This window comes from Brachybacterium kimchii (assembly GCF_023373525.1).
GTDB classification, from domain to species: Bacteria; Actinomycetota; Actinomycetes; order Actinomycetales; family Dermabacteraceae; genus Brachybacterium; species Brachybacterium kimchii.
Genome location: NZ_CP097218.1, coordinates 2,824,809 through 2,847,448, shown reverse-complemented (window position 1 = coordinate 2,847,448; position 22,640 = coordinate 2,824,809). Strand labels below are relative to the sequence as shown.

Here is a 22,640-nt window from a genome sequence, read left to right as displayed (position 1 = left end):
CGGGGCGACCGGCGGTCTCCGCGCCCTCAGCTGAGCGCGCCTCGCCACTCCCCCTCATGGGCGGCAGCGAACGCGGCCGCCTCCCGCCAGTGCTCGCCGTGACCCGTCATGAACATCGACCCCCACGGCTCGCGACCCTCGGCGTGCGAGCGCACGAGCAGGTCGTGCATCGCCTGCGTGCGCTCGGCCAGGAGTCGCGGCAGCTGGGCGCGCAGGTCCGCGTCGGCCTCGTAGCCGTCGACGACGAGGGCCCGCAGGCGCGCGGCGACGTCCGCGGGGTCGGCCCCGGCGACCATTCCCGAGAACGACTGCGCCGCATAGGCGAGGTCCCACGCGCGGGTGCTCGGCCCGGCGCCGTCGAGGTCGATGAGGATCATCCGCTCGCCGTCCACCAGCAGGTTCCAGGGGGCGATGTCGTGGTGGCAGATCAGCTCGGGCGGTGTCGGGGCGGGCAGCAGCACCTCCCAGCGGGCGCCGAGCGGGTCGGAGGTCCCGCGCCCGGCGGCGGTGATCCCCGGAATCGGGGAAAGCGGGAACCGGTCCCGCGGCAGGGCGGCGCTCGCCTCGTGCACGTCGCGCACCAGGCGGCCGACGCGCTCCAGACGGCCGACGTCGAGCTGCCCGATGTCCATGGCGAGGACGCCCGGCACGTGCTCGATGATCTGCCGGCCCGTGTCGTCACGGCCCAGGTGGGCGGGCACGTCGATCCCCGCCGCGCGCAGCGCCTCCGTGTACCGGGCGACGAGCGGCGTGCCGGCGTGCCACGGCTTGCGCACGGTGTCGCCGACGCGCACCACGCCCGCGCTCGCGTTCCCACCGGTCAGCGGGATCTCGCGGGCGTCGTCTCCGGTCTCCACGCCCGGGACGGTACCGCGCAGAGGCCGAGCACGGCGACCGATTTCCACTGGTCGCGGGCGCGCTCAGACCTGCGGGCGCGCCGCCTCGGCGGCCTCGGTGCGCGTCGTCCTGTCCGCGTCGGGCGCAGTGGGATCCGCGATGGCGTCCTGCGCCGGTGCGCCGGGCTCCTGGGCGGCGACCTCGGCCTCGACCTCTGCGAACGCCTCCGCCTCGGCCTTCTGGTCGGCCTGGATCTCGGCGAAGGACGTGCGCACGGAGTCGTCGTAGGCGTTCTGGTCCAGAATCTTCTCGCGCTTGGCGACGATCACCGCGACCAGGGACTGGCCGGTGACGTTCAGGGCGGTGCGGCCCATGTCCAGGATCGGGTCGATCGCGAGCAGCAGGCCCACGCCCTCGAGCGGGAGGCCCAGGGTCGACAGGGTCAGGGTGAGCATGACGGTCGCGCCGGTCATGCCGGCGGTCGCCGCCGAGCCCAGCACGGAGACCAGCACGATCAGCAGGTAGTCGGTGATGCCGAGCGGGACGCCGAAGAAGTTCGCCACGAAGATCGCGGCGAGCGCCGGGTAGATGGCGGCGCAGCCGTCCATCTTGGTGGTCGCGCCGAGCGGGATCGAGAAGGAGGCGTAGTGGCGCGGCACGCCCATGCGCTCGGTGACCGTCTGGGTCATCGGCATGGTGCCCAGCGAGCTGCGGGAGACGAAGCCGAGCGAGGTCGCGGGCCACACGCCGCGGAAGAACGAGCCGATCGAGAGGCCGCTGGTGCGCAGCAGGATCGGGTAGACCACGAGCAGCACCAGCAGCATGCCGATGTAGACGTCGGCCACGAACACGCCGAGCTGCCCGATCGCGTCCCAGCCGTAGCTGGCCACCGCGTTGCCCAGCAGGCCCACGGTGCCGATCGGCGCGAGGCGGATGACCCACCACAGCAGCTTCTGGACGATCTCGAGGGCGGAGCCGGTGATCTTGAGGAACGGATCGGCCTTCTCGCCGACGGAGAGCACGGCGATGCCCACGGCGATCGAGATGACGAGGATCTGCAGCGCGTTGAAGCTCAGGGAGATCGAGCCGTCGTCGCCCGCGCTGCCTTCGATGCCCAGGAAGTTCGAGGGGACCAGGCCGATGAGGAAGTCGAGCCAGGTGCCCTGCGTGTCGGAGGCCTGCGCGGTGTCGGCCGAGACGCTCGAGTTCGCGCCGGGGCTCGTGATCGCGCCCAGGCCGATGCCGATGAGCACGGCGATCAGCGAGGTGATCGCGAACCAGAGCAGGGTCTTCCAGGCGAGTCGGGCGGCGTTCGTGACCTTCCGCAGGTTCGCGATCGAGGTGACGATCGCGAGGAAGATCAGCGGCGGGACCAGGGCCTTCAGCAGCGTGACGAAGGCGGTGCCGATGGTGTCCAGGGTGGTGGTCAGCCAGTTGGCGCCCTCCTCTCCGCTGCCGGGGCCCATCGCCGAGGCCACGAGGCCGAGGGCGACGCCGAGGACCAGGCCGATGAGGACCTGCCAGCCGAAGGGGATGCGCGCGATCGCGCGCAACGGGTTGCGGGTGCTGCGCGGGGCGGGGGAGGGGGTCGTGGTGCTCACGAGGGACGACGTTAGGAGCACGCCCCGGCCAGGTCAATGCCTTGACCATAGGGTCACATAAGCGAGGCTATGGATCTGGTCGGTCGGCGGCCGGTCATCCGCGCGGAACCGGGTGCCCCGCCGCGGAGGAGAACCGGCCGACGAGTCCGGCGATCCGGGCGCGCAATGGCATCCTGGTCGGACTATGGCATCCCGAACCCCGGACCAGACGTCCCCGAAGCCGCCCAAGGCGCCGGCCGCGGACGCCACTCTGCGCGTGCTGACGTACCTCTCCTCGCGGCGGGCGCCCGTGGCCGCCGCGCGCGTGGCCCAGGACCTCGAGCTGCCGAGGTCGACCACGTACGACCTGCTCGGGACGCTCGTCGCCCACGGCTATGCGCTGCATCTTCCGCAGGAGCGGCTGTACGCGCTGGGGCCCGCCGCCTACGAGGTCGCCGTCGGCTACATGCGCCATGCGCCGCTCGCCCGGGTGGGCCGGGTCGTCCTCGAGCGCACCGTCGACACCATCGGCGAGTCCGGTCACCTCGCGGTGCTCCACGGCCGCGACGTCCTCTACGTCGTCGAGGACCGCGCGAAGGGGCGCGGCAGCCTCGTCACCGATCAGGGTGTGCGCCTCCCCGCGCACCTCACCGCGACCGGCCGGGCGATGCTCGCGGCCCTGCCCCTCGTGCAGCTGCGCAGCCTGTTCACCTCGCGCGAGGATCTCGTGCCCCGTCGGCCCGGGGTCGGGCCGACGACGCCCGCGCAGCTCGCCGCGATCCTCGAGCAGGTGCGCCGCGACGGCTTCGCCCGCGAGGACGGCGAGGTCACCCCCGGATACCGCTCGGTCGCGGCGCCCGTGCTCGACCACGCGGACTGGCCGATCGCGGCCATCGGCCTCACCTGGCAGTCCAACCGCCTGGGCGAGGACAAGGTCGCCGAGTGCGCGCGTGCCGTGCGGGCCGCCGCCGAGGAGGTCGCCCGCGCCGCGACCGGCCGGCGCCCTCGCGAGGAGCGCGCCGAGGACTAGTGCGCCGCCGGGCCGCGGCGTCTCAGAACTCGATGCCCGCCGGGTCGGCGCCGATGCGGCCGGCCTCGCCCCGGTCGAGGGTCGCGAGGCGCTCGAGGTCCTCGTCGGTGAGCTCGAGCTCCGCGGCGGCGAGGTTCGAGACGATGCGCTCGGGCGTCACGGACTTCGGGATCACGATGTTCCCGATCGCGAGGTGCCAGGCGATGACGACCTGCGCGGCGGTGGCCCCGTGGGCGGCGGCGATCCCCGTGATCACCGGGTCCTGGAGCAGCTCGCCGCCCTGGCCCAGAGGAGACCAGGCCTCGGTGAGGATGCCGTGCTCCCGGCCGAAGGCGCGCAGCTCCTCCTGGGCGAAGTCGGGGTGCAGCTCGATCTGGTGGATCACCGGGGTCACGCCCGTGGCCTCGATGATCTCCTCGAGCTGTGCCACGGGGAAGTTCGAGACGCCGATCGAGCGCGCCTTCCCCCGCTTCTGCAGCTCCACGAGCGCCTTCCACGCCTCCACGTGCTTGCCCTGCTTGGGCTTCGCCCAGTGGATGAGGTAGAGGTCCACGTACTCGAGGCCCAGGCGCTCGAGCGAGGCGTCGAGCGCCGCGATCGCGCGGTCGTAGTCGTGGTCGTCGTTCCACAGCTTGGTGGTGACGAAGACGTCCTCGCGCGGCAGGCCGGAGGCGCGCAGGGCGCGGCCCACGCCCTCCTCGTTGTCGTACGCCTTGGCGGTGTCGATGTGGCGGTAGCCGGCCTCGAGGGCCTGGCCGACGACGTCGGCCGCGACCTCGTCCTCGACCTGCCAGACGCCGTAGCCGAGCTGGGGGATGGTGTTGCCGTCGGCAAGGGCGATGTTCGCGACGCTGCTCATGGTGCTCCTCGTGCGGGTGGTCTGCGGGGCGGGCGGGTGCCGGTGCGGGGCTCGGGCGCGCAGCCGCCTCTCGATCGGGAGGTCGGCCGACGCCGCGCTGCGCACGGGTGCGTCCAGCCTAGGCCGACGGAGCTCCACCGTCGGCCCCTGCGCCCCGGCGCTGATCCCGTGAGCGCGCTCACGCTGCGGTAGGATCCCCAGATCGCGGGCCCAGGGCCCGCGCCGCGGGTGCCCCGCCCGCCCGAGTCGGCGTCACCGAGCGCGAGATCCGCGCCGTGCGCCGTACCCGCCCGATACCTTCCCCACCTCCGACCCCGGGAGTCCCTCATGACACAGGAAACCGGCGCCGGCTCCGGCGCACCCGGCGATCCCACCCTCCCCGCCCCCGACGGCGACGGCTCGTCCTCGGGCCAGGGCACCGAGCTCAAGAAGGCCATCACCCCCGGCCTGCTGCTGCTGTTCATCGTCGGCGACATCCTGGGCACCGGGGTCTACGCGCTGACCGGCCAGGTCGCCGGCCAGGTGGGCGGCGCGGGCTGGCTGCCGGTGATCCTCGCGTTCGTGGTCGCGATGATGACGGCGCTCTCCTACGTGGAGATGGTGACGAAGTACCCGCAGGCCGCGGGCGCCGCCCTGTACGTCCACAAGGCCTTCGGCATCCACTTCGTCACCTTCATGGTGACCTTCGCCGTGCTGTCCTCGGGCATCACCTCGGCCTCCAACAGCGCGATCTTCCTCGCGGAGAACGTGCTGGCGGTCTTCCACCTCGAGGACTCCCTCGGGGCCGACGCCTCGCATCACGTCGCGGTGATCATCGCGCTCGTCTTCATCGCCGTCGTGGCCTGCGTGAACTCCTACGGCGTGAGCGAGTCCGTGAAGGCCAACGTGGTGCTCACCCTCATCGAGCTCAGCGGCCTGGCGATGGTGCTGATCATCGGCTTCCTCGCGATCGGCCGCGGCGACGCGGACTTCTCGCGGGTGGTGCTGTTCGAGGCGCCCGAGGACAAGAGCATGTTCATGGCCGTGATCGGCGCGACCGCCCTCGCGTTCTTCTCGATGGTCGGCTTCGAGGACTCGGTGAACATGGCCGAGGAGACCGTGAACCCCTCGAAGAACTTCCCGAAGATGCTGCTGGGCGGCCTGTCGATCACGGGCGTGGTCTACGTGCTGGTCTCCCTCACGGCAGTCGCAGTGGTCCCGATCGGAGAGCTCACCACCGCGACCACGCCGCTGCTGAGCGTGGTCTCGCACGGCGCGCCGAACCTGCCGATGGACACGATCTTCCCGATCATCTCGATCTTCGCGGTCGCCAACACCGTGCTGATCAACATGATGATGGCCTCGCGACTGCTCTACGGCATGGCCAAGCAGGGCGTGCTCCCGCCGTTCCTGGGGGTCGTCCTCAAGGGGCGCCGCAGCCCCGTGGGCGGCATCGTCTTCTCGACGCTCCTCGCCTTCGCGCTCGTCGTGGTCGTCAGCTACGCGCTGCCGGAGACCATCATCAAGAACCTCGGCGGCACCACGGCGCTGCTGCTGCTGATCGTGTTCTGCCTGGTCAACGTCTCCGTGATCGTGCTCCGCAAGGACCCGGGCGCGAAGGGGCACTTCCGCACCCCCACCGTGGTGGCCGTGATCGGCGGGGTCACCTCCCTGATCCTCGTCACCCCCCTCGCCCAGCCCAAGGAGAACTACTACATCGCGGGCGGCCTGCTGGGCGTGGGCCTCGTGCTGTACGCAGTCACCTACCTGTACAACTCCGCGATCAAGGGCAGGCGCACGCGCTTCCACGACCAGGACGAGATCGGCCGCGAGTGAGCGGCCGGGTGCCTGGTCGCGGCGCTCGTCGAGACCTCGCGATCCCGATCCACCCTGAGCAACCCCGAGACACCTGGAGTCGACGATGAAGATCCTGCTCGGCTACGTGCCCAGCCCCACCAGCGAGGCCGCCCTCGAGTACGCGCTGGAGGAGGCGAGGACCAAGGACGCGACGCTCGTGGTGCTCGCCTCCGAGCGCAGCGACGATCCCCGCAAGAACGCGGGCGACGCGGGGCGCGAGCCCCTGCACGAGCGGCTGGAGGCCGGCGGCGTGCACTTCGAGCTGCGGAACGTGCCGCGGCGCGACGACGCGGCCGACGACATCCTCCAGACCATCGACAACGAGAAGATCGACCTGGTCGTGCTGGGGGTGCGCCGCCGCACCCCCATCGGCAAGATGCTGCTGGGCTCCACGGCCCAGCGCGTGATCATGGAGGCTCCGTGCCCCGTGGTCTGCGTGAAGCCGAAGGCGCGGGGGCGCTGACCTATCTGGCGTGCCGAGTTGCGTCACCCGCTAGGGATACGGTCAGCGGAAGGCAGCTGACCAACCGGCGGTGAGGAGTGCGCTCTCGGCTCTCCAACGGGCGATGACACGGGAAAGCCGGTCTCGCTGACTCCGATGGGCGGCAGATTCCCACAGGTTCACCATCTCGTGGGGGTCGTCTTCGAGGTCGAACAGTTGCCCGTCCTCGTGGTCGATGAACTCGACGAGCTTCCAGCGGTCGTCCCGCACCATCGTCATCAGGTCAGTCTTCTGCAGGATCATGTCCCTGGCATGCTCCGCGAAGGCGTATTCCCTCCCGAAGTCGGCGTCACCTCGGATCCCAGGCATCAGCGAGTGCGCCTCCATCCATTCAGGCGGGGTCACGCCAGCGAGCTCGAGGATCGTGGGCCCCAGATCGAAGAGGGAAGTGAGTCCGTCCACCCGATGGTCTGCGACGATCCCTGGGCCCGCGACGATCGCCGGTACACGGACGCTCGACTCGTACATCGACCACTTCTGGATGTGCCCGTGGTCGTTCAGGCAGTCACCGTGGTCGGAGGTGAAGATGATGACGGTGTCCTCGAGGACGCCGCGCCGCTCTAGGGCGTCCAGCAACTGTCCGACCTGGGCATCGATCATCGTCACATTCGCCATGTAGTGCCTGCGCTGGCGGTCGATCTGCTCGGGGCTGGGGTGCTCGAGGTGCACGATCGCGTCGTGGTCGACCTCAAGGTTGTCGCGGATGAGGTCCTTGATGGCTGCCGGCTGGTGCTCGCGATCCTCCGGCGAATCGTAGGGCGTCGGCATGGTGCGGCCCGTGTATTGCCGAAGGGCGTCGGCCGTGGGGTCGTATGGGGGGTGTGGGCCAGGAAAGCCGACCTGCAGGAAGAACGGCTCATCGCCGGGGTAGACATCCAGCCAGTGACTCGCGAGGCCGCCGACGAAGTTGTCGACATGGAGGTCGTCGGGGGCATCCCATTCGAAGGCGCCGAGCCGCTCCCGGTAGTCCGGGATCCCGCGGTACTTCGTGGCGCGGTCCGGCTTCACGAGTCCACGGGCATGGAAGGCCTTGTCCCACTCGTCGAGGAAGAAGGGGAGAGCGGGGTTCGATCGGTCCTTGTTCTCCACGACATGGCGCTCGTGGAAGCCGACGCTGCTGGTGTACGGGTAGGTGTGCATTTTCCCGACGTTGGCACAGCGATAGCCCGAATCGGCGAGCAGCTCGACCCAGGAGTGGGTCCAGGGATCGTTGTTCTTGAGGACACCCGTCGAGTGGGGATACATCCCCGTGAACAGGCTTGCGCGCGACGGCGCGCACGACGGCGCGGTCACATAGGTGCGGGTGAACGTTGTTCCGGAGCGCACCAGCTGATCCAGGTTGGGGGTGATCGCGTGCTCGTGGCCGAGTGCCGCGATCGTGTCGAAGCGCTGCTGGTCGGTGATGACAAACAGGATGTTCGGGCGGTGCGAGGTCATGGATTCCTTTCGGACTCAGGTCGTGGTACTGGCGCTCAGGAGTGGGGAGCGTGCGAGTGGCGCGGCGCGATGGTGCCATCCGATTGTGTGGCTTCCGGCAGCGAATCGGCCGTTCCGCGCCGTATCTGCGCCTCGATCTCTTCGAGTGACCGTCCGGACGTCTCAGGGACGACGATCAAGAGCAGAGCGATCGCGATCGCGCCGACCGTCGTGAATGTCAGGAACGCAAAGCCGGCGCCCCCGGCCTGGAGAAGGATGGGGAATAGCAGTGTGACGACGAAGATCGAAGCGAAGTTCGCGACCTCGGAGATGCTCATGGCGGTGCCGCGGATCGAGATCGGAAGGATCTCGGTCTGCACCACGCGCGAGACGGGTGCCCAAGTGGAGGCGTAACCCGCCTTGAAGACCGAGAAGCAGATGATCGCTACGGTGCCTGTGACCACGCTGGTCAGACCGAACGACCAAGTGGCGATCGCGCACAGCAGCATTGCGCTGCCGGTGATTGCCGCACCGCCGATGAGGATCCGTCGACGGCTGAAGGAGTCGGCGTAGCGCAGAGCCCAAAGCGTCGCCGAGACCGCGATGGACCCGAATCCAATGGTCGTGATCAGCGAGGCGCTCTCGCTGAAGCCGATTGCCGTGAGCACGGTGGGGGAGTAGTACGTGATCGCGTTGATGCCCAGGAACTGCGCGAGGACAGTCAGCAGAATCGCGATCAGCGCAGGTCGGCGCGCCCACGGTGCGAGCAGGGTCCGCCAGGAGCCGTGGGAGGCCGCCAGGCCGAGCTGGATCTCGGCAATCGTGTGTGCGGGATCGGGCCCGTCGTCACGGCGCGCCAGTCCGGCTGCGGCCTCCTCCAGGCGTCCCCGAGCCACCAGCCAGCGGGGGCTCTCGGGCAACAGGAAGACGCCGACGAACAGCAGCACCGCTGGGATCACAGCGAGCGCGAGCATGATCCTCCAGGCTCCGGAGGCCGACAGCGCGAAGTTCGCGATGTACGAGAGAAGGATCCCGAAGGCGTTCATGAACTGCACGAGGGAGACCACCCGGCCGCGGGTGCCTGCGGGAGAGAGCTCCGAGAGGTAGATCGGGATGTTCACAGAGACGAACCCGATCCCCAGGCCCAGCACTGAGCGACCCAGGATCAGTACGGCAGCGCTACCAGCGGTCGCCGCCAGAAGAGTCCCGACGAGAAACACGATGGCGGCGACCTGGAGCAGGCGGCGTCTACCCAGACGATCCACGAGCAGCGCACTGGAGACCGCCCCGATGATGGCGCCGATCGTGAACGAGGAGGTGATGAGGCCGGACTCGGTGGCCGTCACCGGGAAGTCATTCTTGATGTAGAGCAGGACTCCCGAGACCACCCCGGTGTCGTAGCCCCAGAGGATCGCGCCGAGTGCTCCGAACAGATAGATGAACCACGGGGGGATCTGGCGCGCGGAGCGCGACGGAGTCGAGTGCATGTCCTGTCCTCCTGGGGACGCCGGTGTCGCGGAGTGCACATGTGAGCGTTCGAAGAGCGCCGCAGATGTGCCCTCAGCGTAAAGAGCGACCGAACGACCGCGCAATCAATGACGGTATAGAGTGCTCACATGTGCAATACTGGCGCGCATGGTGGATATGCGACGCCGGGAGGAATCGGTCAGCGAAGAGCTGATGACTGAGGTTGCTTCGGCGTACTACTTGGAGGAGTGCTCGAAGACCGAGATTGCGCACTCAACAGGTCTCAGCCGATGGCAGGTTGCCCGCGTGCTCACGGAAGCACGGGATCGTGGATTGGTGACCATCCGTGTCGCGGTCCCAGAACCGCCGCTCGGAACTGCCGGCGTTCTGGCGGAGTCCCTGGGCGTGCGGCGTGTGATCATCGCCGGGCGTTCCGCGATCTCTCCTGGCGAGGGGTCGCGGTGGCGAAGCACTCACGCCGTCGCCGCAGCGCTGGCTGCGTACCTCTCCGAGTCCGTGCAGCCCGGTGAATCCCTGGGCCTGGGATGGTCCCGGGTGATCGAGTGCCTGCCCGCGGAGCTGGATCGACTGGCGCCGTGCGACGTTGTCCAGATCGCAGGGGCTCTCACGTTCGCGGGTGATCGGATCGGGTCGGTCGAAGTGGTCCGTCTGGTCGCGCGCATCGCCGAGGGGACGGCGCACCCGATCTATGCTCCGCTGGTCGCGCCGAGCAGCGAGATCGCCACCGCACTCATGCGCACGGAGGAGATCTCCCGGGCGCTGGGGCGAGCAGAGCGCGTCGACCACGCTGTCGTGGGGATCGGCACCTGGACCAGTGAAGGGTCGTCGATCCTCCCTCTGCTCCCGGTCGATCTCGTGCGGCGCACCACTGCAGCCGGGGCATGCGCCGTCATCTCCGGCCGAGTCCTGGACCAGAGTGGTGCAGCGCTCGATGCAGGGTCCGACGGCCGCATCGTCGGGATGACGCTCCAGCAGTTGCGCCAGGTGCCCTACGTTGTGGGCACCTGTGTGGGCGCACATCGCGTGGAGGCCGTGCGTGCTGCCGTGCGGAGTGGGCTCATCGACACGCTCGTCGTCGATGAGCCTTTGGCAGTAGCTCTTCTGGATTCTTGAGGGCGAACCGGTAGCGAAGTGAGTCGAACCAAGGCCCAGTCAGGAATCGAGGTCTCCGGTGCGTTCCACGATCTCTCGCATCGCGGCGGTTGCGGCGTGGGGCTCACCTGCCAGGATCCGCCGGACGACCTTTCCATGCAGATCGACATCATGGGGCTCGGGAGCCAGGTCCATGCGCTCGTGGAGCGCACGCTCTCTCAGGCTCTCGTCGATCACGGCCTGCAGGCGGATGAACATCGCATTCGCCGAGAGGGCGAGCACCTGCGAATGGAGCAGGCTATCCGCGTGTAAGTATGCGGCGGCGTGGGCAGGCTCCGTCGCGTCACCGATGCCGCTGGCCACGGTGCGTAGCTCGCGACCGGCGTGAGCGAGGGCTCCGCAAGCCCGATTCGAGACTTCACCTCTGCTCACACGCCGTGCCGCCAGTGCCGCCGCCTCGGGTTCGATGGCTCGGCGCAGCTCGCGCAGCTCCGCGATCTGCTTGATCCGGCCAGGAGAGCGCAAGCGCCATCGGATCACCAGCGGATCCATCGTGTCCCAGTGGTCGAAGGGCAGCACGCGCAGGCCCACACGGCGCCCTGCCGTCAACATCCCCAGCGTAGAGAGCACTCGCGTCGCCTCGCGCACCACGCTGCGCGAGGCCCCCGTGCGTGCGACCAGTCCCTCGATGGTGTCGGCGTGCTCAGCGGGGAGCTCACCGAGGACGATGGCGCAGCCCAAGGTGTCCAGCGCGCTGTCAAAGCGGGATTCGCCAGGGGGCCTCATGGGCGTATCACCTCTGAGACACGGGTGAGACGACCAGCTCGTCGACCCGCACGTGCGAGGGTGAATCCAGGACGAACTGCACCGCGCGTGCGATGTCGTCCGCGGTGAGCATCACAGATCGGGCTTCGGCGTCGGGGACCTGCGGGCGCTGCTCGAGGAAGTCGGTCGCGACGTCGCCCGGACACAGGTGACAGGAGCGGACACCGTACGGGGCCTCCTGTTGATTGAGCGTACGAACGAGGGAGCTGAGTGCCGTCTTGCTGGCCGAGTACGCGACGCCGGCTCCGGGCTGGAATGCCCAGCCTGCGAAGGACGAGATCACCACGATGAGTCCACCGCCATCACGCAGGTGCGGCAGCGAAGCACTGATCACGCTGGCCGTCGCTTGAAGATTGGTACGCACGATGGCGTCGAACTCCCCGAGGTCCTGGTCCTCCCATCGTCGCCGTGGTGTGTTCAGGCCGGCGGCGAGGACCACGGCATCGAGCCCGCCGAAGTGGTCAGCGACCTGGCGCGCGGTCGACGCGACTGCGTCGCGGTCTTGGACGTCCAGGGGGAGGACGGTCGTGTCGCCCCCGGCCGCGGTGATTTCGGCGGCTGTCTCCTCGAGCGCCTCGCGGCGCCGTCCGCTGATGGCCACCCGCCAGCCGGTCGTTGCTGCGCTGATCGCCGTAGCTCGTCCCATGCCGCTGCCGCCACCGGTCACCCACAGGCTCGGTCCTCGAGTTCGCATCCGGTCTCCTCGGGTCAATAGTCGTCGGAGCGAAATGGCCCCGACCGCAATAGTATGCTTATTGTCGTCGGCGCGCTCGCGATGGGCGATTCCGCCCGCCGTTCCGACAGCGCGAGAGAAAGGATCATCGATGGAGCTGGATCTCAAGGACCGCGTCGTGGTCGTCACGGGCGCCGCGCGCGGCATCGGCGCAGTGATCGCCGGGCGCTTCGCCGCCGAGGGCGCGCGCGTGGTCGCCCTGGACCTCGCCTTCCCCGAGGAGGGCGACGGACCGGGCTCTCCCTCGACGAGCGGCCCGTCGACCTCTCCGATCACCCGCCTCACCTGCAACGTGGCCGACCCGGAGTCGGTCTCCGCTGCCGTCTCGGAGATCGTCGAGCGCCACGGCACGATCGACGTGCTCGTGAACAACGCGGGCATCAACGTCGACGGGCCCGTCGCCGACCTCGAGTGGGAGCGCTGGCGCGCGTGCTTCGACGTGAACATGGGCGGCGTGTTCCTCATGAGCCGCGCCGTCGCCCCGGTCATGCAGGAGGCCGGCCGGGGGCGGGTCCTCAACGCGGCGTCGTTCGCGGCCATCGTGCCGAGCGTCGGCAGCGCCGCCTACGCGGCCTCGAAGGCGGCGGTCGTCCAGTTCACGCGGGTGCTCGCCTCCGAGCTCGGTCCGTGGGACATCACGGTGAACGCCTATGCGCCGGGCATGGTCCCCACCGCGATGAACGGCTTCGCCGAGATGCCCCCGGACGCCCAGGACCGCCTCCTGGACACGCTCTCGCTGCGGCGCTGGGAGAGCCCGGACGACGTCGCGAACCTGCTGATCTTCCTCGCGAGCGACGCCGCGGGCTTCATCACCGGCACGCTGCTGGACGTCTCCGGCGGCAAGCTCGCCACCCAGATCCCGGCGCGCGCCTACGGGCGCTGATCCGAGGGGCCCGTCGGGCCCGTCGCACCCGGCCGGCCCGTCGGGCCCGTCCGATCCGACGGCTCCTCCGCATCCCCGCCGAACACGTCGGGGACCCCGTCGGCGTCCGCGTCGGCCGCCTCGCGCTCGGCGATCTGCTTGTAGTGCCGGTCTCGGGGCAGCAGGATCACCGCGCCCACCACGGCGGCGAGCACGGAGGCGGTGAGCACGCCGACCTTCGCGTGGTCGTGCATGGGGTCGGACGCCTCGAAGCTGAGCTCCGAGACGAGCAGCGAGACGGTGAAACCGATGCCCGCGAGCGCCGCCATGCCCACGAGATCCATCCAGCGCACATCGGGATCGAGGTTCGCGCGCTGCAGACGCGTGACCAGGAACGTCGAGCCGACGATGCCGAGGATCTTGCCGCACACGAGCCCGACGACCACGCCGATCGTGACGCTTGACTCCCAGGCCTCGAGGAGCCCGCTGGCGCCGCCCACGGCCACGCCCGCGCTGAAGAACGCGAACACGGGCACCGCGATCCCGCTGCTCAGCGGCCGGAAGCGGTGCTCGAAGGTCTCGGCCAGCGAGTACTGCGCGCCCAGGCGGGTGCGCGAGCGGACCGGCACCATGAAGGCGAGGACCACGCCGGCGATCGTCGCGTGCACCCCGGAGTTCAGGAACAGCGCCCAGGTGATCGCCCCGAGCGGCAGCAGCAGGAACCATGCCGCGCCGTAGGAGATCCGGAACAGGGACTCGGCGCGCGTGGCCAGCAGGCGGTACGCGGCGATCGGCACGATCGCGAGCACGAGGTAGAGCAGGTGCAGGTCGCTCGAGTAGAAGATCGCGATGATGAGGATCGCGATGAGGTCGTCGACGATCGCGAGGGTCAGCAGGAACGTGCGCACCGCGCTGGGCAGGTGCGAGCCCAGCAGGGCGAGCACGGCGAGGGCGAAGGCGATGTCGGTCGCGGCGGGGATCGCCCAGCCCGTGAGCGCCCCCGGCGGACCGAAGACGTTGATGACCGTGAAGATGACGGCGGGCACGGCGACGCCGCCTGCCGCGGCGACGACCGGCACCAGCGCCTTCCCCGGTGAGCGCAGGTCGCCCACCGTGAACTCCATCTTGAGCTCGAGGCCCGCGAGGAAGAAGAAGATCGCGAGCAGCCCGTCGGCCGCCCAGTGCCCGATGCTGAGGTTCAGGTGGAAGCTGCCCACGTCGAAGCCCAGATGCGCATCGCGCACCCCGAAGTACGCCGGGGCGAGCGGAGAGTTCGCGAGCACGAGGGCGAGCACGGTCGCCCCCAGCAGCACGAATCCGCCGGTGGTCTCCTGCGTGAGGATCCGCTCGATGCGCAGGTGCTCGCGGTAGGTGCCGCGTTCGAGGATCCTGCGGCGTCGTCGGGACTCGTGCTCGGTGCGTCGCTGACTGGTCATGGTGCGGCTCTCCTCGGGAGTGGGGGTGCCGGGGTCTCAGGGCTCATCGGGCCGGGGCGGGGAGTCGAAGGCCCCTGCGGGCTTCCGGCTGCGGCCGACGGGCGGCACGGCGGGGCGCGTGCCGCGCACGTCGGGGTCCAGGTGCGCGAGTGCCGCGCCGACCTCGCCGTCTGTCGTCACGAACAGCATGATGATCCGGCCGAGCAGCAGCAGGGTGAGGGCGAGCCCGATGGCCTTCAGCCACAGCGGCTGGGCGATGAACAGCAGCATCATCGCGATCAGCGTGGGCGCGAGGTACATGACGGCGCGCTGCACGTAGCCGCCGAAGCTCGGCATCTTCACGCCCGAGGTCTCGGCGAGCGACTTCACCATGAAGTTCGGGCCGTTGCCGATGTACGTCATCGCTCCGCACAGCACGGCGCCCAGCGAGATCGCCATCAGGTACAGCTCGGGGACGTCGGCCACGCGCGGCTCGCCCGGCAGCTGCGAGGCCATCTCGAAGAAGGTCGCATAGGTGGGGGCGTTGTCGAGCACGGAGCTGAGACCGCCCGTGAACACGAACAACGTGATCTCGTTCAGGGGGAGCGACGGGGCGGCGGAGCGCAGCACCGCGAGCGCCGGGATCATGGTCAGGAAGATGCCGACGAAGAGCGCCGCGACCTCCTGGATGGGCCCGAACTCGAACTCGTTCTCGTCGTAGCGGATGCTGCGGCTGCCCAGGAACAGCGAGCACAGGGCCGCGCCGATCATGACGATCTCCCGCCAGGGCACGTACTGGGTCCACGTCGCATGGCCCTCGACGATCGCGTCGGGATCGAGCGAGGGGATCAGGGCGACCGCGAAGATGATGATCGCGAACCAGATGGCGTTGCTGGCGCCCACGAGCTTCAGCGGGATCACGTTCACGGTGTCCGCGTAGACGTCCTCCTTCGCCTCGTGCGCGATGATCCGCCGGTCCAGCGCCCAGTACGTCAGCAGCAGCATCGCGTTGACGAACAGCCACATCGGCAGCAGATGGAAGGTCCAGGTGAACGGCACGCCGCGCAGCATCCCCAGGAACAGCGGCGGGTCGCCGAGCGGTGTGAGCAGGCCGCCGCAGTTGGCGACGATGAAGATCGCGAACACCACGGTGTGCGCCTTGTGCCGCCGCTCGAGGTTCGTGTTCAGCAGCGGACGGATCAGCAGCATGGCCGCGCCCGTGGTGCCGATGAAGCTCGCGAGCACCCCGCCGATCGCGAGGAAGATCGTGTTCACGCGCGGCGTCGCGGCGATGTCGCCGCGCAGGAAGAAACCGCCGGAGACGATGAACAGGGCGAGGAGCAGCGCGATGAACTGCCCGTACTCCACGAGCGCATCGACGACCAGGTGCCACTCGCCCACGGCGATCACGCCGATCGCGACGGGCAGGCCCAGCAGGAGGGCGTAGACCAGCTGGTTGCGCGGGCGGTCCCAGAGCTTCGAGAGCGCGGGGACGAGCGGTGCGATCGCGATCGCCGCGAGCATCAGCACGAACGGGGCGATCGTCCAGGCCGGGAATGTCATCGGGCCTCCAGGGCAGGACGGGGTCGGGGATCAGGGCACTCTATGCCCTGATGCCGACCAGACTTCCCGGCTCACCGCAGCCCATGGTGCCACGGCGCACGCGTTCGGGCGTGAGCGTCCGGGAGTCGGGAGGACGTGGGTTGCGAGGGCCGAGATTCCGCTGACGCTCAAGAGGCCGCGAGCGCTCCCGCGACGTTCCGCAGGAAGCGCTCGCACCAGGCGAGCTGCTCGATCTCCACGAACTCGTCGGTGCCGTGGGCCTGGGCGATGTCTCCCGGGCCCACGACCACCGCGGCCATGCCCGCGTGCTCGTAGATGCCCGCCTCGGTGCCGTAGGTGACCTTCTCCTCCGTGCGCTCGGCGCCGAGGGCCACGGCCGCGCGGGCCGCGGGCCCGTCGGCCGAGCCGTCGAGCCCGTACAGCAGGGAGACGACGTCGAGCTCCGCGCCCACCCTCTGCGCCGCCGCGGGGTCCGACGGGTCGACGGGTGCATCGGCCTTCATCTGCTGGTCCAGTCGGTCGATCTCCTCCTGGATGCGCGCGACGATCGGCTCGACGTCGACCTGCGGGAGGGCGCGGAACTCGAATTTCAGGTGGACGTCCTGGGGGACGGTGTTGGTGGCGATGCCGCCGTCGAAGAGGTTCACGCCGCCGGTGGTCCAGGCGACGGGGAAGGCGGGGTCGTGCGGGCCGTTCTCCCGCAGGTCGTCGACGATCTCGCGGTGGAACCAGTCCACGAACCGCGCGGCGTAGCGGATCGCGTTCAGGCCGTGGGGGAGGAGGCTCGAGTGGGCGGCGACGCCGTGGAAGTCGGCGTGCAGCACGTTCATCGACTTGTGGGCGGGCACGGCCCGCATCGACGTCGGCTCGCCCACGAAGGCGACCGCGGGCCGGATCCCGAGCTCCTCGAGCTGGGTGACGAGGGCACGGGCGCCGTTGCAGGTGGTCTCCTCCTCCCAGGTCGCCGCGATGTGCACGGGCACGGTGCGGCGGGCGGCGGCGAATTCGGGTGCGAGCGCCGTCGCGATCGCCAGGTAGGACTTCATGTCCGCGGTGCCGCGCCCGTACAGCCGCCCGTCGCGCTCGGTGGGCGTGAAGGGGTCAGACGCCCAGTCCTGGCCGGTCACCGGCACGCAGTCGGCGTGCCCGGCGAGCAGGACGCCACGGCGGCTCGGATCCTCGGGGTCGATGAAGCGCCCGTCGGCCTCCGGCCCGTCCTCCGCGTTCGCGGGGAAGGTCGCCACGAGGTTCGCGTTCCTCCCGTCGCCCCTGGGCAGCACGTGCACCTCGGCGCCGGCCTCCCGCAGCGCCCGCTCCATGAGCGCGATCGCGGGCAGGTTCCCGGTCGCGGAGGTCGTGTCGAGCGCGACGAGCGCCTCGACGAGCTCGCGAGCGGTCGAGGCCAGTGTCGGATCGGGGGTCGGAACAGCGGAAGACGAGGTCATGGGCCCACTGTACGGGCGGCGGCACCGGTGGCGGGCGGCCCGATGACGGCATGCGTCCGGGCGTGTCCGCCCGCAATGTCCGGTGGTCACAGCCGCAAGAGGCTGTGCATTCTGGCATGTGCCTGGTAGGGCACATACGCTGAGGCGTCGGCCGAACTCGAGTGCGGGGGCGAGTCCCGTGCGTCATCGTCGATCGGAGACACGTGAACACGTCATCCGCAGTCCCGTTCAAGCATCCGGACGAACCTCCCACGACGACGACGGGAGGGACCCCTTTCGCGGATCTCCCGCCGCGCAAGACCATCAGAGAAGCGGTCGCGGCCTCGGCGATGGGCAACGCCACCGAGTGGTACGACTACGGCGTCTACGCCGTGGTCTCGACCTATATCGCCTCGCACTTCTTCCCCGAGGGCTCCGCAGCCCAGTTCTGGACCTACGCCTTCCTCGCGATCTCCTTCATCGCCCGCCCCTTCGGCGGCTTCATCTGGGGACCTCTCGGCGACCGGCTGGGCAGGAAGCACGTCCTCGCCCTCACGATCATCATCATGTCGCTCGCCACGACCCTCATCGGCGTGCTCCCCACGTACGAGCAGGTCGGCATCCTCGCGCCGATCCTCCTCGCCGTGCTGCGCATCGTGCAGGGCTTCTCGACGGGCGGCGAGTACGGCGGCGCGGCCACGTTCATGGCCGAGTACGCGCCGGACAAGCGTCGCGGCCGCTACGGCAGCTTCCTCGAGTTCGGCACGCTCGGCGGCTTCGCGCTCGGCACCATCGTGGTGCTGATCCTGCAGCTCATCCTCTCCGAGGACGCCATGGCCTCCTGGGGCTGGCGCCTGCCGTTCTTCCTCGCGCTGCCGATGGGCCTGATCGGCCTGTACCTGCGGTCGCGCCTGGACGAGACTCCGGTCTTCCAGGACCTCGAGCACGAGGGCGAGGCTCAGCAGTCCGCCGTCCACGGGCTCGTCAGCCTGATCCGCGACTACTGGAAGCCGATCCTCACGATGGCGGGCCTCGTGATCCCGCTGAACATCGCGAACTACACCCTGCTCACCTACATGCCGGGCTACCTCGAGACCAAGATCAACATGTCGGCGAACCAATCGCTGGCGACGATCCTCATCGGCGAGGTCATCATGATGGCGCTGCTGCCGTTCTGCGGCGGTCTCTCCGACGTCATCGGCCGCAAGAAGATGTGGTGGACCTCGATGATCGGCCTGTTCGTCATGGCCCTGCCGATGTACTACCTCATGGGCCAGGGCTTCTTGTGGGCGATCATCGGCTTCGCGGTGCTGGGCCTGCTGTACATCCCGCAGCTCTCGACGATCTCCGCGACGTTCCCGGCGATGTTCCCGGCCCACGTGCGCTTCGCGGGCTTCGCGGTGACGTACAACTTCTTCACGTCGGTCTTCGGCGGCACGGCCGCGCCGATCAACGAGGCCGTGGTGAGCGCGACCGGGTTCCTCGAGTTCCCGGCCGTGTACGTCATGTTCGGCTGCCTCTTCGGCATCGTCGCCCTGTTCTTCCTCAAGGAGACCGCGGGCGCCTCGCTGGTGGGCACCGACGTTCCCGAATCCCAGCGCGAGGACTACGGCGTCGAGGCGATCACCGCCGAGACCCAGGCCCTCGACGACTGCGGCCGCTGACCGCGAGGGGGCCGAGGCGCGGCCGGTCTGACAGGATCGAGCCATGACCTCGCCCTCCGCGGCCTCCGGCGCCCGTGCGGCCGACGCCGCAGTATCCGCATCCGCCCCGAGCACCGAGCCCGGGAAGACGCCGAGCACTCGGCGCTTCCGACAGGTCGACGTGTTCGGGGCGGATGCGTTCTCCGGCAATCCTCTCGCCGTCGTCGTCGATGCCGACGGTCTGAGCGAGGAGCAGATGCAGCGCATCGCCTCCTGGACGAACCTCTCGGAGACGTCGTTCCTGCTCGGCCCCGCCCGACCCGGCGCCGACTACCGCGTCCGCATCTTCACCCCCTCGACCGAGCTCGACTTCGCCGGCCACCCGACCCTCGGCAGCGCCTTCGCCTGGCTCGCTGCTCAGGCGGACGGCGGGGAGGCGACGGGCTCGGCCGACGAGCGCATCCTCGTGCAGGAATGCCGTGCGGGACTCGTCGAGGTGCGGGTGGACGGCGACGATCTCGCCTTCGCCGCTCCGCTCCTCGTGCGGAGCGGACCGATGGACGCCGACCACCTCGCGGACGCCGCCGCGGCGCTCGGGATCGACCCCGCGGACGTCCTCGATCACGCCTGGGTCGACAACGGTGCCGGATGGTGCGTCCTCGAGCTCGCCTCCGCGCAGGACGTGCTGGACCTCGAGCCCGACATGGCGGCGATCCCGGGGCGCAAGATCGGGGCGCTCGGGGTCGTCGGGACAACGGCCGACGCCCCGACCGCGGACGCCGACGGGCCCGCCTACGAGGTCCGCGGCTTCGTCGCGGCTGATCCCGACGCAGGCACGCCCGGCTACGAGGACCCCGTGACCGGCAGCCTCAACGCCGGCATCGCCCAGTGGATGCTCGAGCGTGGGCGGCTCGTCCCGCCGTGGACAGTCCGGCAGGGCACCCGGCTGGGGCGCGACGGCCGCGTCCTCGTCGACGTCGACGTCGAGGGGACGGTATGGATCGGCGGGACGGTGAGGACCGGCATCCAGGGCGAGATCATCGCCTGAGACTCGGTTCCGTGGGCCCGGTGGGTCGGCGCCGACTGCTCGGCGGGGTCGGATCCGCATCCCGAGCCGGGCCCGAACTGCTCCGATCGGCCGGGTCGGGACGCGTCGCGTCGGGTCAGCCGATCGACGGCGGAGCCGTGTTGGTGCCCGCGAGCCCGTACGCCTCGCCTTCCTCGACGAACAGCCGCAGCCGCTCGTTGAGGTCCAACCAGCCCGCGTCGTAGCCGGCGGCGACACCCTCGGGGATCTCGCCCATCTGTGAGTGGTCGACGGTGACGCGGGTGCCCTCACCCTCGTCGGCGAAGACGTACGTCACGATGCCCCAGCTGGGGCCGCCCATGCCCATGTTCCCCGTCCAGGCGTAGGTGAGCTCGTGGTCGATCTCGGTGAGGGTGCCCCAGGCGGCGCGGTGGGACCCGGAGTGCTCGACGATCGGCGCGCCGATCTCGACGGGCATCTCGATCGCGGACCCGGGCTGGTCGAGCAGGGTGTACGGCGCGCCCCACCACTGCGAAGGGTGCTCGCGGAAGGCGCGCCACACGGCCTCCCGGGACGCGGCGATCACGATGGACTGGGTGACGTGCATGGTCGTGAGTGACATGGCGTTCTCCTCGGCGCTGAGTCGCAGTCGATGCAGGGAGGCGGCGAGAGAGCGGTCCGGCGGAGCGAGCCAGCCGATCGTCGCCTCGTAGAGGGCGGAGCCGTTCAGTGTGTTGATGCGCTCGCGGCCGCTGCGGGTCGCGAGCACGAGATCCGCTTCGCGCATCTGCTGCAGATGGCGCAGAGTCGCGAAGCGGCTGGTCGAGAGGCCCTCGTCCTCGAGGGTCTCGTGGATCCGTCCGGTGGGGGCGGGAGCGCACCGCAGGATCTCGACGATCCGGCGCCGCGCAGGATGGGCGAGGGCGTCCCAGACCGACGTGTGCCCGGTGAAGGCATCGGGATCGGCCATCGGGGACCTCCGCCAAGACATGTGCGGTAATCCGCACATGTTGAGCATGCGCGCGGCGCGGTCAGGAGTCAAGGGGGCCGAGGGACCAGGGGGCGAAGGGAAGGCGCGACGCCGAGAGCCGACCCCGGCTGCCGTACCGAGCATCGAGAGGTGAGTTGTTGCTGCTATCCGGGCTCCATAAGAGCAACAACTCACCTCTCGCCGTCCGATCTCGTGCGCCGACCTCGCCGGTCAGGCGCGCCGACCGACGGGGCCGCTCAGCTGGTGCGGCGGCGCCTGCCCGAGCGCTTGGCCGTCTGCTTCACGGGCGGCTCGATCGCGCGCACCAGGCGCTCGTGCCCGGTCTCCTCGAGCTCGGCGATCTCGTCGTTGGCCTTGAGGAAGTCGGAGAACGAGCGGAAGCCCAGCAGCTTCTCGCTGAACGAAGGGTCCATGCGGCGCATGTACGTCTTCACGAGCGAGCTGTGCAGCCACTCGGTGTCGTCCCGCTCGCCCAGCTGTAGGGCGCGGCCCAGCAGCCTGCTCGCGGCCGCCTGCGCCTCCTCGGGGCTGATGTCGTCGGAGTCGTCGATGTCCAGATCCGCATCGAGAGCGTCGAGGTCCGCATCCGAGGCGACTGCATCGGCTGCATCGGCCTGGGCTGCGCTGTCGGCCGCGTCGCCTCCGCGCTCGGAGCCCTTGTGCTTGCCGCTCTTGCCTCCGTTCCCGGCGGCGCCCTTGGCGCCCTTCGACCCCTTGGCAGCGGAGCCGGAGCCGTCGGCCGTCTCGGCGCCGGTGGGCCCGGCGCCGGCACCGTCGGACCCGTCGGACCCGTTGGGCCCGTCGGACCCGCTCGGCCCGCCCGCGCCGTTCGTTCCGTCCGATCCGTTCGAGCCGTCGGCCCCGCCCCGGCCCTTCTTCGCGCCGGAGCCGCCGCGCGAGGAGCGGGACTTCGCCGGCTTCTCGGGCAGCTCGATCCCGGGCAGGGTCTCGTAGGAGTCGAACTGGTCGCAGGCCGCGGCCAGGGACTTCGCGGTCGAGCCGGCGACGCCCACCGCGGCGACGTACGTGCCCAGGCGCTTGCAGCGCTGCGCGAGCGGGACGTAGTCGCTGTCCCCGGCGACGATCACGACGTGCGTGAGGTCGGGGATCCGGAAGCAGTCCTCGACGGTGTCGACGGCCAGGCGGATGTCCGCGCCGTTCTTCGCGTAGGCGGCGGCCGGGAAGAGCTGCACGAGGTCCACGGCGCGCGCCACCAGCTGCGAGCGGTACTCGGCGTTCACGGGCGCGGACCAGTCGGCGTACGCCCTCGTGAGCATGATGGAGCCGAAGGACGCGGCGTGGTCGATGAGCGCGCCCACGTCGACGGTCGCCTCGGCGAGGCGCTCGGCGACGTCGGGGTCGTTGGGATCGGCGGCGATCTTCTGGCGGTCGCGGCTGAAGGAGTGACGCCCGTGCACACGGTCGTACCAGGACATGACGATGTTGTCGAAGTCCAGGTAGACGGCGACGCGGGGATCGGTGGAGTCTGCCATGGGTCCAGTCTGCCCGCTCCGCGT

At 69.9% G+C, this 22,640-nt stretch carries 19 protein-coding genes and 1 pseudogene; 7 read left to right on the top strand and 13 right to left on the bottom strand.

Translation table 11 applies throughout. The features are described 5' to 3' along the window. Positions 1 to 26: 26 nt before the first annotated feature. Positions 27 to 857: a phosphotransferase enzyme family protein gene (locus M4486_RS12980; RefSeq protein WP_249477663.1), complete on the bottom strand. Its 831-nt coding sequence runs from the start codon at positions 855 to 857 to the stop codon at positions 27 to 29. 63 nt (positions 858 to 920) lie between these two features. Then, positions 921 to 2,438 (bottom strand): dicarboxylate/amino acid:cation symporter, encoded by a 1,518-nt coding sequence (locus M4486_RS12975; protein ID WP_429798301.1) that lies wholly within the window; start codon positions 2,436 to 2,438, stop codon positions 921 to 923. Between the two features lie 184 nt (positions 2,439 to 2,622). Between M4486_RS12975 and M4486_RS12970 the strand changes: the two genes are divergently transcribed. Continuing rightward, positions 2,623 to 3,447: an IclR family transcriptional regulator gene (locus M4486_RS12970; RefSeq protein ID WP_249477662.1), complete on the top strand. Its 825-nt coding sequence runs from the start codon at positions 2,623 to 2,625 to the stop codon at positions 3,445 to 3,447. Positions 3,448 to 3,469: 22 nt separating this feature from the next. On the opposite strand, the gene M4486_RS12965 is transcribed toward M4486_RS12970, so the two are convergent. Beyond that, the gene (locus M4486_RS12965; RefSeq protein ID WP_249477661.1) at positions 3,470 to 4,306 is read right to left on the bottom strand and encodes an aldo/keto reductase; all 837 of its coding nucleotides are present in this window, start codon (positions 4,304 to 4,306) and stop codon (positions 3,470 to 3,472) included. Between the two features lie 327 nt (positions 4,307 to 4,633). Between M4486_RS12965 and M4486_RS12960 the strand changes: the two genes are divergently transcribed. Both M4486_RS12960 and M4486_RS12955 read left to right on the top strand, forming a co-directional pair. Continuing rightward, positions 4,634 to 6,121, top strand: a complete 1,488-nt coding sequence (locus tag M4486_RS12960; RefSeq protein WP_249477660.1) for an APC family permease — start codon at positions 4,634 to 4,636, stop codon at positions 6,119 to 6,121. An 85-nt stretch (positions 6,122 to 6,206) separates the two neighbouring features. Beyond that, complete coding sequence (locus M4486_RS12955) at positions 6,207 to 6,605, top strand: universal stress protein (RefSeq protein ID WP_249477659.1); 399 nt, start codon at positions 6,207 to 6,209, stop codon at positions 6,603 to 6,605. Between the two features lie 42 nt (positions 6,606 to 6,647). On the opposite strand, the gene M4486_RS12950 is transcribed toward M4486_RS12955, so the two are convergent. Together M4486_RS12950 and M4486_RS12945 are read right to left on the bottom strand one after the other, a co-directional pair. Beyond that, positions 6,648 to 8,081: a sulfatase family protein gene (locus M4486_RS12950; protein WP_249477657.1), complete on the bottom strand. Its 1,434-nt coding sequence runs from the start codon at positions 8,079 to 8,081 to the stop codon at positions 6,648 to 6,650. Positions 8,082 to 8,116: 35 nt separating this feature from the next. Then, a complete protein-coding gene (locus M4486_RS12945; RefSeq protein WP_249477655.1) occupies positions 8,117 to 9,547 on the bottom strand; it encodes a sugar porter family MFS transporter in 1,431 nt (476 codons plus the stop codon). Between the two features lie 148 nt (positions 9,548 to 9,695). Here M4486_RS12945 and M4486_RS12940 point away from each other — a divergent pair, with 148 nt between their 5' ends. After that, a complete protein-coding gene (locus M4486_RS12940) occupies positions 9,696 to 10,661 on the top strand; it encodes a sugar-binding transcriptional regulator (RefSeq protein WP_249477654.1) in 966 nt (321 codons plus the stop codon). A 39-nt stretch (positions 10,662 to 10,700) separates the two neighbouring features. On the opposite strand, the gene M4486_RS12935 is transcribed toward M4486_RS12940, so the two are convergent. Both M4486_RS12935 and M4486_RS12930 read right to left on the bottom strand, forming a co-directional pair. After that, positions 10,701 to 11,426, bottom strand: coding sequence for a FadR/GntR family transcriptional regulator (locus M4486_RS12935; RefSeq protein ID WP_249477653.1), 726 nt, complete (start codon positions 11,424 to 11,426; stop codon positions 10,701 to 10,703). Between the two features lie 7 nt (positions 11,427 to 11,433). Next, entirely contained in the window at positions 11,434 to 12,159 is a 726-nt protein-coding gene (locus M4486_RS12930) for an SDR family oxidoreductase (protein ID WP_249477652.1), read from the bottom strand. A 130-nt stretch (positions 12,160 to 12,289) separates the two neighbouring features. Between M4486_RS12930 and M4486_RS12925 the strand changes: the two genes are divergently transcribed. Beyond that, positions 12,290 to 13,081: an SDR family NAD(P)-dependent oxidoreductase gene (locus M4486_RS12925; protein WP_249477650.1), complete on the top strand. Its 792-nt coding sequence runs from the start codon at positions 12,290 to 12,292 to the stop codon at positions 13,079 to 13,081. On the opposite strand, the gene nhaA is transcribed toward M4486_RS12925, so the two are convergent. The 3 genes from nhaA to M4486_RS12910 all read right to left on the bottom strand — a co-directional run bounded on the left by nhaA (position 13,069) and on the right by M4486_RS12910 (position 17,483). After that, positions 13,069 to 14,496 (bottom strand): Na+/H+ antiporter NhaA, encoded by a 1,428-nt coding sequence (nhaA, locus tag M4486_RS12920; protein ID WP_249477648.1) that lies wholly within the window; start codon positions 14,494 to 14,496, stop codon positions 13,069 to 13,071. The genes M4486_RS12925 and nhaA overlap by 13 nt on opposite strands. Before the next feature lie 36 nt (positions 14,497 to 14,532). Next, positions 14,533 to 16,038, bottom strand: coding sequence for a sodium:proton antiporter (locus M4486_RS12915; RefSeq protein WP_249477647.1), 1,506 nt, complete (start codon positions 16,036 to 16,038; stop codon positions 14,533 to 14,535). A gap of 167 nt (positions 16,039 to 16,205) precedes the next feature. Further along, entirely contained in the window at positions 16,206 to 17,483 is a 1,278-nt protein-coding gene (locus M4486_RS12910) for a M20/M25/M40 family metallo-hydrolase (RefSeq protein WP_249477646.1), read from the bottom strand. 203 nt (positions 17,484 to 17,686) lie between these two features. Here M4486_RS12910 and M4486_RS12905 point away from each other — a divergent pair, with 203 nt between their 5' ends. Together M4486_RS12905 and M4486_RS12900 are read left to right on the top strand one after the other, a co-directional pair. Beyond that, the gene (locus M4486_RS12905; RefSeq protein ID WP_249477645.1) at positions 17,687 to 19,126 is read left to right on the top strand and encodes an MFS transporter; all 1,440 of its coding nucleotides are present in this window, start codon (positions 17,687 to 17,689) and stop codon (positions 19,124 to 19,126) included. Between the two features lie 43 nt (positions 19,127 to 19,169). Then, positions 19,170 to 20,153, top strand: a complete 984-nt coding sequence (locus tag M4486_RS12900) for a PhzF family phenazine biosynthesis protein (protein WP_249477644.1) — start codon at positions 19,170 to 19,172, stop codon at positions 20,151 to 20,153. 115 nt (positions 20,154 to 20,268) lie between these two features. Here the strand turns inward: M4486_RS12900 and M4486_RS12895 are convergent, their stop codons facing one another. The 3 genes and pseudogenes from M4486_RS12895 to M4486_RS12885 form a co-directional block, all read right to left on the bottom strand. Next, positions 20,269 to 21,102, bottom strand: a complete 834-nt coding sequence (locus tag M4486_RS12895) for an SRPBCC domain-containing protein (protein WP_249477643.1) — start codon at positions 21,100 to 21,102, stop codon at positions 20,269 to 20,271. Between the two features lie 257 nt (positions 21,103 to 21,359). Beyond that, positions 21,360 to 21,599 (bottom strand): OST-HTH/LOTUS domain-containing protein, encoded by a 240-nt coding sequence (locus M4486_RS12890; RefSeq protein ID WP_283257981.1) that lies wholly within the window; start codon positions 21,597 to 21,599, stop codon positions 21,360 to 21,362. A 444-nt stretch (positions 21,600 to 22,043) separates the two neighbouring features. Continuing rightward, positions 22,044 to 22,616, bottom strand: a pseudogene (locus M4486_RS12885) (NYN domain-containing protein); the annotation flags it as partial. Positions 22,617 to 22,640 lie beyond the last annotated feature (24 nt).

Coding starts and splice junctions, on each gene's coding strand:
- M4486_RS12900 (WP_249477644.1), top strand. CDS start 19,170: ATGACCTCGCCCTCCGCGGCCTCCGGCGCCCGTGCGGCCGACGCCGCA.
- M4486_RS12930 (WP_249477652.1), bottom strand. CDS start 12,159: ATGCGAACTCGAGGACCGAGCCTGTGGGTGACCGGTGGCGGCAGCGGC.
- M4486_RS12965 (WP_249477661.1), bottom strand. CDS start 4,306: ATGAGCAGCGTCGCGAACATCGCCCTTGCCGACGGCAACACCATCCCC.
- M4486_RS12970 (WP_249477662.1), top strand. CDS start 2,623: ATGGCATCCCGAACCCCGGACCAGACGTCCCCGAAGCCGCCCAAGGCG.
- M4486_RS12950 (WP_249477657.1), bottom strand. CDS start 8,081: ATGACCTCGCACCGCCCGAACATCCTGTTTGTCATCACCGACCAGCAG.
- M4486_RS12925 (WP_249477650.1), top strand. CDS start 12,290: ATGGAGCTGGATCTCAAGGACCGCGTCGTGGTCGTCACGGGCGCCGCG.
- M4486_RS12915 (WP_249477647.1), bottom strand. CDS start 16,038: ATGACATTCCCGGCCTGGACGATCGCCCCGTTCGTGCTGATGCTCGCG.
- M4486_RS12895 (WP_249477643.1), bottom strand. CDS start 21,102: ATGGCCGATCCCGATGCCTTCACCGGGCACACGTCGGTCTGGGACGCC.
- M4486_RS12945 (WP_249477655.1), bottom strand. CDS start 9,547: ATGCACTCGACTCCGTCGCGCTCCGCGCGCCAGATCCCCCCGTGGTTC.
- M4486_RS12940 (WP_249477654.1), top strand. CDS start 9,696: ATGGTGGATATGCGACGCCGGGAGGAATCGGTCAGCGAAGAGCTGATG.
- M4486_RS12935 (WP_249477653.1), bottom strand. CDS start 11,426: ATGAGGCCCCCTGGCGAATCCCGCTTTGACAGCGCGCTGGACACCTTG.
- M4486_RS12910 (WP_249477646.1), bottom strand. CDS start 17,483: ATGACCTCGTCTTCCGCTGTTCCGACCCCCGATCCGACACTGGCCTCG.
- M4486_RS12960 (WP_249477660.1), top strand. CDS start 4,634: ATGACACAGGAAACCGGCGCCGGCTCCGGCGCACCCGGCGATCCCACC.
- M4486_RS12955 (WP_249477659.1), top strand. CDS start 6,207: ATGAAGATCCTGCTCGGCTACGTGCCCAGCCCCACCAGCGAGGCCGCC.
- nhaA (WP_249477648.1), bottom strand. CDS start 14,496: ATGACCAGTCAGCGACGCACCGAGCACGAGTCCCGACGACGCCGCAGG.